The organism is Micromonospora sp. AB353 (genome assembly GCF_049538395.1).
GTDB classification, from domain to species: Bacteria; Actinomycetota; Actinomycetes; order Mycobacteriales; family Micromonosporaceae; genus Micromonospora; species Micromonospora aurantiaca.
In genome coordinates this window covers 1-12,544 of the sequence record NZ_JBMVFV010000120.1, presented here as the reverse complement: position 1 = coordinate 12,544, position 12,544 = coordinate 1, and the positions used below count along the sequence as shown (strand labels likewise).

General features: G+C 74.9%; 14 protein-coding genes. All 14 read left to right on the top strand.

The features are described 5' to 3' along the window. Positions 1-1,544: heavy metal translocating P-type ATPase (locus ACPCK6_RS28005; RefSeq protein WP_423482688.1), on the top strand; the 1,544-nt coding region annotated here is incomplete at its 5' end. A 94-nt stretch (positions 1,545-1,638) separates the two neighbouring features. Then, on the top strand, positions 1,639-2,037 hold the full coding sequence (locus ACPCK6_RS28000) for a TOBE domain-containing protein (RefSeq protein ID WP_210895255.1): 399 nt from the start codon (positions 1,639-1,641) through the stop codon (positions 2,035-2,037). After that, on the top strand, positions 2,034-2,816 hold the full coding sequence (gene modA / locus ACPCK6_RS27995) for a molybdate ABC transporter substrate-binding protein (protein ID WP_396882483.1): 783 nt from the start codon (positions 2,034-2,036) through the stop codon (positions 2,814-2,816). The genes ACPCK6_RS28000 and modA overlap by 4 nt, the downstream gene beginning before the upstream one ends. Continuing rightward, a complete protein-coding gene (locus ACPCK6_RS27990) occupies positions 2,813-3,610 on the top strand; it encodes an ABC transporter permease (RefSeq protein ID WP_396882484.1) in 798 nt (265 codons plus the stop codon). The genes modA and ACPCK6_RS27990 overlap by 4 nt, the downstream gene beginning before the upstream one ends. Continuing rightward, a complete protein-coding gene (locus ACPCK6_RS27985; RefSeq protein WP_396882485.1) occupies positions 3,607-4,659 on the top strand; it encodes an ABC transporter ATP-binding protein in 1,053 nt (350 codons plus the stop codon). The genes ACPCK6_RS27990 and ACPCK6_RS27985 overlap by 4 nt, the downstream gene beginning before the upstream one ends. Positions 4,660-4,754: 95 nt before the next feature. Next, complete coding sequence (locus ACPCK6_RS27980) at positions 4,755-5,027, top strand: hypothetical protein (RefSeq protein WP_396882486.1); 273 nt, start codon at positions 4,755-4,757, stop codon at positions 5,025-5,027. 49 nt (positions 5,028-5,076) lie between these two features. Then, positions 5,077-6,096 carry a zinc-dependent alcohol dehydrogenase gene (locus ACPCK6_RS27975; protein WP_396882487.1) on the top strand — a complete coding sequence of 340 codons (1,020 nt, stop codon included), beginning with the start codon at positions 5,077-5,079 and terminating at the stop codon, positions 6,094-6,096. 2 nt (positions 6,097-6,098) lie between these two features. Beyond that, entirely contained in the window at positions 6,099-6,497 is a 399-nt protein-coding gene (locus ACPCK6_RS27970) for a 6-pyruvoyl trahydropterin synthase family protein (RefSeq protein WP_013286764.1), read from the top strand. Positions 6,498-6,501: 4 nt separating this feature from the next. Then, on the top strand, positions 6,502-7,539 hold the full coding sequence (locus tag ACPCK6_RS27965) for a glycosyltransferase family 4 protein (protein WP_396882488.1): 1,038 nt from the start codon (positions 6,502-6,504) through the stop codon (positions 7,537-7,539). Beyond that, positions 7,536-8,345 (top strand): methyltransferase domain-containing protein, encoded by an 810-nt coding sequence (locus tag ACPCK6_RS27960; protein ID WP_396882489.1) that lies wholly within the window; start codon positions 7,536-7,538, stop codon positions 8,343-8,345. Before ACPCK6_RS27965 ends, ACPCK6_RS27960 begins: the two co-directional genes overlap by 4 nt. Before the next feature lie 138 nt (positions 8,346-8,483). Continuing rightward, complete coding sequence (locus ACPCK6_RS27955; RefSeq protein WP_423482689.1) at positions 8,484-9,389, top strand: lysylphosphatidylglycerol synthase transmembrane domain-containing protein; 906 nt, start codon at positions 8,484-8,486, stop codon at positions 9,387-9,389. Between the two features lie 69 nt (positions 9,390-9,458). Continuing rightward, positions 9,459-10,088, top strand: coding sequence for a GTP cyclohydrolase II (locus tag ACPCK6_RS27950; RefSeq protein ID WP_318334390.1), 630 nt, complete (start codon positions 9,459-9,461; stop codon positions 10,086-10,088). Further along, complete coding sequence (locus ACPCK6_RS27945) at positions 10,085-10,774, top strand: RibD family protein (RefSeq protein WP_396882490.1); 690 nt, start codon at positions 10,085-10,087, stop codon at positions 10,772-10,774. Before ACPCK6_RS27950 ends, ACPCK6_RS27945 begins: the two co-directional genes overlap by 4 nt. A 107-nt stretch (positions 10,775-10,881) precedes the next feature. Continuing rightward, the coding region (locus ACPCK6_RS27940; protein ID WP_423482687.1) for an extracellular solute-binding protein at positions 10,882-12,544 on the top strand (1,663 nt) is incomplete at its 3' end.

Here is a 12,544-nt window from a genome sequence, read left to right as displayed (position 1 = left end):
GGCGGCCGCATCCGGTGCCGGTCGGCGAGCTGCGGGTGGGCGACCTGGTACTGGTGCGCCCCGGCGGGCGGGTGCCGGCCGACGGGCGGATCGTCGAGGGCGCCGCCGAACTGGACGAGTCGATGATCACGGGGGAGTCGCGGCCGGTGGCCCGCGCCGCCGGGGACCGGGTCGTCGCCGGCACCGTCGCCACCGACTCCACCCTCCGGGTACGCGTCGAGGCGGTCGGCGCGGACACCGCGCTGGCCGGCATCGGGCGGCTCGTGGCGCAGGCGCAGGCCTCCGGCGGGCGCGCGCAGGTGCTCGCCGACCGGTTCGCCGCGCTGCTGTTCTACCTGGCGGCGTTCGCCGGCCTGGCGACGTTCGCGGTCTGGGCGCTGCTCGGCGACAGCGACCAGGCGGTGGTACGTACCGTGACGGTGCTGGTGATCGCCTGCCCGCACGCGCTCGGCCTGGCCATCCCACTGGTGGTGGCGCTGTCGACGGCGCTGTCGGCCCGCGCCGGCATCCTGGTCAAGGACCGGCTCGCACTGGAGCGGATGCGCACCGTCGACACCGTCCTGTTCGACAAGACCGGCACGCTCACCACCGGCCGGCACACGGTGACCGGGGTGGCCGCCACCGGCGGGACGGACGAGACGGCCGCCCTGGCCCTGGCCGGCGCGGTGGAGGCCGACAGCGAGCACCCGCTGGCCCGGGCTCTGGTCGCCGCCGCCGACGCCCGCGGCACCCGTCCCGCCGCGCACGGCTTCCGGGCGCTGACCGGCCGGGGTGTGCGCGCCACCGTGGACGGCGTGGACTGGGCGGTCGGCGGGCCGGCCCTGCTGCGCGAACTCGACGCCCCGGTGCCGGACGACCTGGCCCGGGCCGCGCGGGAGTGGTCGGGCCGGGGCGCCGCGGTGCTGCACCTGGTCCGGCTGCCCGAGGGCGGCCCGCCGGAGGTGGTCGCCGCGTTCGGGCTGGAGGACCAGGTCCGCCCGGAGGCGCGGGCCGCCGTGGCCGAGCTGCGTGACCTCGGCGTACGCAAGATCGTGATGATCACCGGCGACGCGCGCCCGGTCGCCGAGGCGGTCGCCGCCGACCTCGGGTTCCGGCCCGGCGTCGACGAGGTCTTCGCCGAGGTGCTCCCGGCCGACAAGGACAAGGCGGTGGCCGAGCTGCGCGACCGGGGACTCACGGTGGCGATGGTCGGCGACGGCGTGAACGACGCCCCGGCGCTCGCCCGCGCCGACGTCGGGCTGGCCATCGGTGCCGGCACCGACGTGGCGATCGAGTCCGCCGGGGTGGTGCTCGCCGGGTCCGACCCGCGCGGCGTCGGCGGCGTGATCCGGCTGTCCCGCGCCTCGTACCGGAAGATGCGGCAGAACCTGGCCTGGGCAGCCGGTTACAACGTGGTGGCGATCCCGCTCGCCGCCGGTGTCCTCGCCTGGGCGGGGATCGCGCTCAGCCCGGCGCTGGGCGCGGTGCTGATGTCCGCCTCGACGATCGTCGTGGCGCTCAACGCCCAGCTGCTGCGCCGGGTCCGGATCACCCCGGCCGACTGAACCGCAGTTCCGCGTTCCGAGCCGCCTCACGGTTTGCGGATGCGAGCTGCCACGCCACTTCCGGCTCGCACCTGCGGGCCGCTAGGGTGAGCGCGTGACGGTGTTCCGGATCGGTGAGGCAGCCGAACTGCTCGGGGTCAGCGCGGACACGGTCCGCCGCTGGATCGACGCCGGCAAGCTGCCTGCGACCCGCGACGAGCACGGCCACCGGGTGCTCGACGGCGCCGACGTGGCGGCGTTCGTCCGCGCACCCGGCCACCCCGAGCTGTCCTCGGCCCGCAACCGGCTGCGCGGCATCGTCACCGCCGTCGTCAAGGACACCGTGATGGCCCAGGTGGACATCCAGGCCGGGCCGTTCCGGGTGGTGTCCCTGATGAGCCGCGAGGCCGTCGACGACCTCGACCTCCAGGTCGGCTCCGTCGCCGTCGCGGTGATCAAGTCGACCACCGTCGTGGTCGAGCGAGCCACCCCCAGGGGAAGGACGAGCCCGTGACCGTACGGTGGATCCGCGCCGCGCTCGCCGCCGCGCTGGTGGGGGCGCTGGGCCTGACCGCCTGTGGCGGCGCCGGCGAACCGGCCGGTCCCGACGGCGCCGGCCCGGTGACCGTGTTCGCCGCCGCCTCGCTCACCGAGTCGTTCACCACACTCGGCAAGGAGTACGAGGCCGCCCACCCCGGCAGCACCGTCACGTTCAACTTCGGCGGCAGCTCCGGGCTCGCCACCCAGATCACCCAGGGCGCGCCCGCCGACGTGTTCGCCGCCGCCTCCCCGGCCACCATGAAGACGGTCACCGACGCCGGTGACGCGGCTGGTGAACCGGCAGTGCTGGTGCGCAACCAACTCGTCGTCGCCGTACCCCGAGGCAACCCGGCCCGGGTCGGCGGCCTGGCCGACCTCGCCCGCCCCGGCGTCAAGGTGGCGCTCTGCGCGGAGCAGGTGCCCTGCGGCGCCGCCGCGCGCACCGCGCTGGACGCCGCGGGCGTGCGGCTCACCCCCGCCACGCTCGAACAGGACGTCAAGGGCGCGCTGGCCAAGCTGCGCCTCGGCGAGGTCGACGCGGCACTGGTCTACCGCACCGACGTCCGTGCCGCACCCGGGCTCGACGCGGTCGAGTTCCCCGAGTCGGCGCGCGCGGTGAACGACTACCCGATCGTGGTGCTGCGCGCCGCCGGCAACCCCGCCGGCGCCCGCGCCTTCGTCGACTTCGTCCGCTCGGACGCCGGGCTCGCCGTGCTCACCGCCGCCGGGTTCCAGGCGCCGCCCGGCGCATGAGCCGCACCGTACGCCGGCAGCGGGCGCCGATCGCCCTGCTCGTGCCCGCCGGGCTCGGCCTCGCCTTCCTCGTCCTGCCGCTCGCCGGGCTGCTGCTCCGGGCACCCTGGACCACGCTGCCCCAGCGGCTGACCGAACCGGGCGTACTCACCGCGCTGCGGCTGTCGCTGGAGACCGCCACCGTCGCCACGCTGCTCTGCGTGGCGCTCGGCGTACCCCTGGCCTGGCTCTTGGCGCGGGTGGAGTTCCCCGGGCGGCGGCTGGTCCGGGCGCTGGTCACGGTGCCGCTGGTGCTGCCGCCGGTGGTCGGCGGCGTGGCGCTGCTGCTGGTCTTCGGCCGGCGCGGGCTGATCGGGTCGTGGCTGGACGAGACGTTCGGCGTGACGCTGCCGTTCACCACCGCCGGGGTGGTGCTGGCCGAGGCGTTCGTGGCGATGCCGTTCCTGGTCATCGCCGTCGAGGGGGCGCTCCGTGGCGCCGACCCCCGGTACGAGGAGGCCGCCGCCACGCTCGGAGCCGGACGGTTCACCACGTTCACCCGGGTCACGCTGCCGCTCGTCGCCCCGGGCGTGGCGGCCGGGGCGGTGCTCTGCTGGGCCCGCGCGCTCGGTGAGTTCGGCGCCACCATCACCTTCGCCGGCAACTATCCCGGCCGCACGCAGACCATGCCGCTGGCGGTGTACCTGGCGCTGGAGACCGACCTTCAGGCCGCGATCGTGCTGAGCCTGATCCTGCTCACCGTCTCCGTGGTCATCCTCGCCGCGCTGCGCGACAAGTGGGTCGGGACGACATGAGTGTGCTGGACGCGCATCTCGTCGCCGAGCGGGACGGGTTCACCCTCGACGTGCGGCTGCGCATCGCCGCCGGTGAGGTGGTGGCGCTGCTCGGCCCCAACGGCGCCGGCAAGACCACGGCGCTGCGGGTGCTCGCCGGACTGCACCCGCTCAGCGCCGGTCACCTCACGCTCGACGGTGCCGACCTGGACCGGCCGGACCGCCGGGTGTGGACACCGCCGGAACGACGGCCGGTCGGCGTGGTATTCCAGGACTACCTGCTGTTCCCGCACCTGAGCGCGCTGGACAACGTGGCGTTCGGGCCGCGCCGCCGGGGCGCCGGCAAGCGCGCCGCCCGCACCCGGGCCCAGGAGTGGCTGGACCGGGTCGGCCTCGGCGACCAGGCCCGGCGCCGGCCCCGGCAGCTCTCCGGCGGCCAGGCGCAGCGGGTCGCGCTGGCCCGCGCGCTCGCCGTCGACCCGGCGCTGCTGCTGCTCGACGAGCCACTCGCCGCGCTCGACGCCCGGACCCGGCTGGACACCCGCGCCGAACTCCAGCGCCACCTCGGCGCGCACCCCGGCGCCACGCTGCTCGTCACCCACGACCCCCTCGACGCCCTGGTGCTCGCCGACCGACTGGTCATCGTGGAGCACGGCCGGGTGGTGCAGGAGGGCGACGCCGCAACCGTCACGGCCCGGCCACGCACCGACTACGTGGCCCGGCTGGTCGGCCTCAACCTGCACCGCGGCCGCGCCGACGGACACACCGTCACCGTCGGTGAATTGGCGCTCACCACCGCCGACACCGTCCACGGTGAGGCGTTCGTCGCGTACCCGCCGGCCGCCGTCGCGCTGCACCCGTCCCGGCCCGAGGGCAGCCCGCGCAACGTGTGGGCCGCCACCGTCACCGGCGTGCAACGCCACGGCGACAACCTGCGCGTCCAACTGGCCGGGCCGGTCGAGGTCGCCGCCGACGTCACGCCCGCCGCCGCGGCCCATCTCGGACTGGTTCCCGGCCGCGCGGTCTGGGCGGCGGTCAAGGCAGCCGAGACGCGGGCCTATCCGGCGTGACAAACACCGCTGGTCGCGACATGTGCGCAGGTGAAAGGTTTGATCTGCGCTCAACCGGTCACTGGGACGGTAGCGACGACGCAAAGGGGGACACGGTGCCCGACACGATCCGCAACAGGTCCAGTCTGGACGCCGACCTGCCACGGGGAGTCACCGACCCGTTGCTCTGGCGGGCCGCGTACGACGTTGCAGTCGCCCACCGCCCCGACGAGGCCGGCCGGTGCGAGAGCCTGCTGTGTGACGGTCAGGTCGCGCCGTGTGACGCGCTGACCGCTGCCCACCGGGCGATGGAACTGGCCGGGGACCGCCACGCCGACCGGGCCGAGCCGGAGACCTGGCGTACGGAGCAGCGCCGGCGCGCCGCCTGAGCATCGGGTCGCGGGCGGTTCGAACCGCTGACGCCCCGCTTCCGTGTTTATGATCGACAACTCGGTCGGAATGCGGGGAAGAGGAGAGTTCGTGACGGTCGACGCCCACGCGTTCTGGCTCCGCGCCCCCGGCGAGGGCGAGATCCGGCCGGTCCGGCTCGCCGCCCCCGGCCCCGGTGAGGTGCTGGTCCGGACCCGCTTCTCCGGCGTCAGCCGCGGCACCGAGACACTGGTGTTCACCGGCCGCGTCCCGGCCGACCAGCACGCCGCCATGCGCGCGCCGTTCCAGGAGGGCGACTTCCCGGCACCGGTCAAGTACGGCTACCTCAGCGTCGGCACGGTCGAGGCGGGCGACGAACGGCTGCTCGGCCGTACCGTCTTCTGCCTCTACCCGCACCAGAGCGCGTACGTGGTCCCGGCCGGCGCCGTGACCGTCGTGCCGGACGGCGTACCGGCGCAGCGCGCGGTGCTGGCCGGCACCGTGGAAACGGCTGTCAACGCGCTCTGGGACGCCGCCCCGCTGGTCGGTGACCGGGTCACGGTGATCGGCGGCGGGATGGTCGGCTGCGCGGTGACCGCGCTGCTGACCCGCTTCCCCGGCGTACGCGTCGAACTCGTCGACGCCGACCCGGCACGCGCCGGGGTGGCCGCCGCGCTCGGTGCCGGCTTCGCCACGCCCGCCGACGCCACCGGTGAGCGCGACCTGGTGGTGCACGCCAGCGCCACCGCCGACGGGCTGCAACGCGGCCTGGAGCTGCTGCGCCCCGAGGGCACCGTGCTGGAGCTGAGCTGGTACGGCGACCGGCCGGTCACGCTGGCGCTGGGCGGTGCGTTCCACTCCCGGCGGCTCGGCATCCGCAGCAGCCAGGTCGGCACCGTCTCGCCCCGGCGGGCCGACCGCAGCTACGCCGACCGGCTCGCGCTCGCCCTGGACCTGCTGGCCGACCCGGTGTTCGACGCGCTGCTCACCGGCCGGTCCCGCTTCGACGACCTGCCCGACGTGCTGGACCGGCTCGCCTCGGGCGAGCTGCCGGCGCTGTGTCATCTCATCACCTACGGCGAGGAGTGATCGTGTTCAGCGTGACCGTCCGGGACCACATGATGGTCGCCCACAGCTTCCGCGGCGAGGTCTTCGGCCCGGCGCAGCGGCTGCACGGGGCGACGTTCGTCGTCGACGCCACGTTCCGCCGCGCCGAGCTGGACGACGACGGGATCGTTGTCGACATCGGGCTGGCCACCGAGCAGCTCAAGGCCGTGCTCGCCGAGCTGAACTACCGCAACCTCGACGACGAGCCCGCCTTCGCCGGCGTGAACACCACCACCGAGGTGCTCGCGCGGACGATCGCCGACCGGCTCGCCGACGCGGTGCACGCCGGCCGGCTGGGGGAGGGCGCGCGGGGCCTGGCCGGGATCACCGTCACCCTGCACGAGTCGCACATCGCGTGGGCGAGCTACGAGCGGTCGCTCTGACCGGATGACAGTCGTCCACGTGGTGCTGCCGGGCGACATCGACGACCCGGCGGACCCCAGCGGCGGCAACGCCTACGACCGCCGGGTCTGCCGCGGCCTGTCCGCGCGCGGCTGGACGGTACGCGAACACCAGGTACCCGGCGGCTGGCCGCACCCGGGTCCACGGGAACGCGCCGACCTGGCCGGGCTGCTCGGCGGGCTGCCCGACGGCGTACCGGTGCTGCTCGACGGCCTGGTGGCCTCGACCGTGCCGGACGTCCTCGCCCCGCACGCCGCGCGGCTGCGCCTGGTGATCCTGGTGCACCTGCCGATCGAGGGCGAGACCGAGGCACGGTCGCTGGCGGCGGCCACCGCAGTGGTCGCCACCAGCGCGTGGACCCGCGACCGGCTGCTCGACCGCTACCGGCTGCGCCCCGAACGGGTGACTGTCGCGCCACCCGGCGTCGACGCGGCGCCCGTCGCCGACGGCACGCCCGGCGGGGGACGGCTGCTCTGCGTCGCCGCGGTCACCCCGGTGAAGGGCCACGACGTGCTCGCCGCCGCGCTCACCGAGGTGGCCGACCTGGACTGGACCTGCGACTGGGTCGGTCCACCGGACCGGGACCGGGCGTTCGCCGACCGGCTGCGCGGACGGCTCACCGCCACCGGTCTCGCCGGCCGGGTCCGGCTCACCGGTCCGCGCACCGGACCCGGCCTGGCCGCCACGTACGCGGCAGCCGATCTGCTGGTTCAGCCGTCGCGGCGGGAGACGTACGGGATGGTGGTCACCGAGGCACTGGCCCGGGGCGTACCGGTGCTGGCGAGCGACACCGGCGGCCTGCCGGACACGCTCGGGCACGCCCCCGGCGGCGACCGGCCCGGTCTGCTGGTGCCGCCGGGCGATCCGGGGGCGACCGCCGCGGCGCTGCGCCGCTGGCTCACCGACCCGGGCCTGCGGGACCGGCTGCGCCGCGCCGCCCGGCAGCGGCGGCACACCCTCACCGGCTGGCCGGTCACCGTGGACCGGCTGGCGACGGCACTGAAGGAGGCGACCGCGGCATGACCACCTCACTCCCGCCCGGCTTCGCGGACTGGCTGCGACTGCGCGAGCCCGCCGACGCGGCGGCCCGCAGCACCGAGCTGGCCGACGCGGTCCGCGACCGGCTGCCCGCCGGCCGGCCGCTCGTCGTGCACGACCTGGGCAGCGGCACCGGATCGATGACCCGCTGGCTCGCGCCCCGCCTGCCCGGCCCGCAGCGCTGGGTGCTGCACGAACGCGACGCGGACCTGCTGGCGCTGGCCCGGGCCGGGCGGCTCACCGCCGCCGACGGCGCCGAGGTCACCGTGACCACGCGCGGCTCCGACGTGACCCGGCTGACCGCCGCCGACCTGGCCGACGCCGACCTGATCACCGCGTCGGCGCTGCTGGACATGCTCACCGCGGAGGAGGTCGAGCGGATGGCGGCGGCCTGCGCCGGCCACCCGACGCTGTTCGCGCTCACCGTGACCGGGCGGGCCGAGTTCACCCCGCCGGACCCGCTGGACGCCGAGCTGACCGCGGCGTTCAACGCCCACCAGCGTCGTACCGTCGACGGCCGGGCGCTGCTCGGGCCGGACGCCGTGGACGTCGCCGTGGCCGCGTTCCGCCGCCACGGCGTCGAGACGCTCGTGCGGCCGACCCCGTGGCGGCTCGGCGCGGAGCAGGCGGAACTGGCCGCCGAGTGGCTCACCGGCTGGGTCGACGCCGCGATCGAGGAACGACCGCATCTGTCCGGGCCCGCCGCGACGTATCAGAAGTGGCGGCTCGCCGAGGCCGCCGCCGGACGGCTCGACGTGGTGCTGCACCACGCGGACCTGCTCACCGGCTGAACCGAACCGGCTGCTGGCACGTGACAACCGGTGGGAACGAGGGAGGACCGTTTGTCACACGTCGCCGTCGCCGTCGCCGGACCCGTACCGGCAGTCACGCCCGCGCCGCCGCGCCGGGCCCGGACGGGCCGGGCCTGGATCCGCCCGCTGCTCGGGCTCGCGGTGCTCGCCGCGCTCGTCGCCTCGGTGGGCACCGGCCCGTTCCTGGCCGGGCTGCGGCTGATCGACGCGCCCGCGCTGGCCGCCGCGCTCGGCATCGGCGTGATCACCACCGTCTGCTGCGCCTGGCGCTGGTCGCTGGTCGCCGGTGGGCTGGGCGTACGGCTGCCGATGCGCGCCGCGGTGGCGCACTGCTACCGGGCGGTCTTCCTCAACTCCACACTGCCCGGCGGCGTGCTCGGCGACGTGCACCGGGCGGTACGGCACGGCCGCGACGCCGGGGACGTGGCCCGGGGTGTGCGGGCGGTGGTGTGGGAGCGCACCGCCGGGCAGGTGGTGCAGGTGGTCATCGCGGTGGCGCTGCTCGCCGCGTTCCCGTCGCCGGTACGCCGGTACCTGCCCGCCCTCGCGGCCGTGCTCGCCGTGGTCGCGCTGGCGCTGGTGCTCGCCGCCCGCGCGGTGCCCCGTTCCGGGGCGTCCCGCCTCGCCCGGGCCGCCCGGACCGCTGTCGCCGACGTCCGCTCCGGGGTGCTGGGCCGCCGGACCTGGGCCGGCGTGGTGGTGGCCTCGACCGTGGTGTTCGCCGGTCACCTGGCCACGTTCGTGGTGGCCGCCCGCACGGCCGGCGCGGACGCGCCGCTGTCGCACCTGCTGCCGCTGACGCTGCTGGCCCTGCTGGCCATGGCGGTGCCGCTGAACGTCGGTGGTTTCGGGCCGCGCGAGGGGGTGGCCGCCTGGGCGTTCGCCTCGGCCGGGCTGACCGCCGCGCAGGGTGTGGCGACCGGCACGGTGTACGGCGCGCTGGTCCTGGTGGCCAGCCTCCCCGGCGCCGCGGTGCTGCTCACACGGCGGCTGCCTCGGCGCGAGCCCGGCAACTGTCGGTGATCCCGCCTACGGTGGGGGAGCGAGGTGTGCGTCGCCGGGTCCGCCCGGCGACCGGACGACAGGAGAACCATGGACGAAACGCTGCCCACCGCGACGGTCCGGACCCGCGTGACGGTTCCGCTCCGGTTCCCCGACGGCTACGTGACCACGGCCCGCGTGCACACCTTCCACGGTCTCGTCGACGGCCGCGAGCACCTGGCGTTCGGTCTCGGTGAGCACGCCGACGCCGACCCGCCGCTGGTCCGCCCGCACAGCGAGTGCCTCACCGGGGACGTGTTCGGCAGCCAGCGCTGCGACTGCGGCCCGCAGTTGCGCGAGGCGGTCGAGCGGATCGCCCAGGCCGGCGGCTACCTGCTCTACCTGCGGCAGGAGGGGCGCGGCATCGGCCTGTACGCCAAGCTCGACGCGTACGCCCTGCAGGACGGCGGCCTCGACACGTACGAGGCGAACCTGGCGCTCGGGCGCGGTGCGGACGAGCGCGACTACACGGTGGCCGCGCAGATGCTCACCGCGCTGGGCGTGGACCGGGTGTCTCTGCTCAGCAACAACCCGGACAAGGCGGCCCAGCTCGAACGGCTGGGCGTGACGGTGGCCGACCGGGTGTCCACCGGTGTCCACCTGTCGCCGGCCAACGCCGGCTACCTGGCGGCCAAGGTGACCCGCGCCGATCACGCCCTCGACCTGCCGTTCGTGCCGTGACCACCCGGCCGTACGTGCTGCTCAGCTGCGCGATGTCGATCGACGGCTACATCGACGACGCGAGCACCGAGCGGTTGCTGCTGTCGAACGACGACGACCTGGACCGCGTGGACGCGACACGGGCCGGGTGCGACGCGATCCTGGTCGGTGCGGCCACCGTGCGCCGCGACGACCCCCGCCTGCTGGTACGCAGCGAGAACCGGCGCGCCGAGCGGGTGACGCGCGGATTGCCGCCGTCGCCGGTGAAGGTGACAGTCACCGGCAGCGGCGACCTCGACCCGCGGGCCCGGTTCTTCACCGCGGGCGACGGGCTCAAGCTGGTGTACTGCCCGAGCGGCGTGGTGGACAAGGCCCGCGAGCAGGTGGGCGCGGTGTCCACGGTGGTCGACGCGGGTGATCCGGCCACCGCGGAGGCGGTGGTGGCCGACCTGGCCGGGCGCGGGGTGACGCGCCTGATGGTGGAGGGCGGCGGGACGGTGCACCGCCAGTTCCTCACCGCCGGCCTGGCCGACGAGTTGCACCTGGTCGTGGCGCCGTTCTTCGTGGGGGACGGGCGCGCGCCGCGCTTCGTCGGGGACGGCCGCTTCCCGTGGCACCCGGGGCGCCGGGCCCGGGTGGTCGAGGTGCGCCAGATCGGCGACGTGGTCCTCACCCGGTACGCGTTGTCCGACCGCTGCCCGGCCTGACGGTCGTGTCGACGCGGTCCGCCCTTGTGCAAGCTCACGGTCGTGATTAGTTTGTTGACCATCCATACGAACTAATCCACTGCGCTTCCCTTCCCGAAGGGGGACCGATGACCGCGCACCACCCCGACCCGGGCTCCTCCCGCCGCCGCTTCCTCGGCCTGGTCGGCCTCGGCGTGGCCGCCACCGCCACCGGCCCGCTGCTCGCCGGCTGCTCGGAGAAGCCGGCCGGCTCCGGCGCCGCCCAGAACCTCGACGCCGTCTCCGGCCTGCTTCCCACCCGCAAGGACCTGCCCGGCGGCATCAAACCCGACATCACGGGTACGCGCCCGGTGCCCGACGGCTACACCAGCTATCCGGCGAACCTCGTCGACGCCATCACCGACAAGCCCGGCACCAGCGGCAAGCAGGTCACCGCCATGACCCCCGCCTGGGGCCCGGCGCCGCCCGGAGCCGCGCAGAGCGCCTACCTCCAGGCCGTGAACGCCGAGCTGGGCGTACCCGTCAACTTCACCATCCAGGACGGCAACACGTACGCCGACAAGCTCAACGCGATGCTCGGCGCGCGGGACGTACCGGACCTGCTGTGCGTGCCGGGGTGGGAGGTGGAGAAGATCCCGCGCTTCGCCGAGGCGATCAAGGTGCTCTTCGAGGACCTGACCGACCACCTCAAGGGCGACGCCGCCGCCGCGTACCCGATGCTGGCGAGCTTCCCCACCGGGGCCTGGCGGCGCGCGGTGTGGAACGAGCGGATCATGTCCGTGCCCAACCCCACGGACGGCCCGTTCCCGTGGGCGCTGTTCACCCGCAAGGACGTGCTCGACGCCCGCGGCCTGGGCGTGCCGTCGAACCTGGACGACCTGCTCGCCGCGGCCAAGCAGGTCACCGACCCGGCGCGCAAGGTGTGGGCGTTCAACGACGTCTTCGCCATGATCCAGATGTTCCACAAGGTGCCGGGCCACAAGGGCGGGTGGCGGGTCAAGCCGGACGGCACGCCCGAGTTCAAGTACGAGACCCCGGAGTTCCGCCGCGCGCTGGAGGTCATGGCCAAGATCTACGCGGACGGCCTGGTCCACCCGGACATCGTGGCCAGCAGGGGCGCGGACGCCAAGCAGTTGTTCGCCAAGAACGGCGCGATCGTGTTCCTCCAGGACGGGATCGGCTTCTGGCAGGGCGCCCAGGCCGAGCACCAGAAGACCAACCCCAAGCTGAACATCCAGCCGGTGCCGGTCTTCTCCGCCACCGGGGGCGACCCGCTGGTCTGGGGAGACGACGAGCCGATCTCCTACACGTTCGTCAAGAAGGGCCTCGGCAAGGACCGGGTCCAGGAGCTGCTGCGGATCATCAACTGGTGCTCCGCGCCGCTGGGCAGCCAGGAGGCCCAGCTGCGGGACTTCGGCGTGGCGGGCAAGCACCACACCCCGTCGCCGAACGGTCCCGTCAAGACCGACCTGGCGTTCAAGGAGATCGCCAACCAGTACTTCTTCATCAGCGGCCGCAACCCCACCATCGGGCCGTTCCCGGACACCCCGCGCTTCGTGCCGGACGTGCTCGCGTACTCCAACGAGATGGTCAAGCACATGGAGCCCAACCCCTGGGCCGGGGTGAAGCTGGAGATGCCCGCGGCCTACAAGGCCAACCAGGTGCCCACCGAGGACAAGTTCACCGACGTGCTGCGCGGCCGCCGTCCGCTGAGCGACGTGGACGCCATCGTCGCGGAGTGGAAGGCGAACGGCGGCGAGGAGGCCCGCAGACTGCTCGCCGACTCGCTGC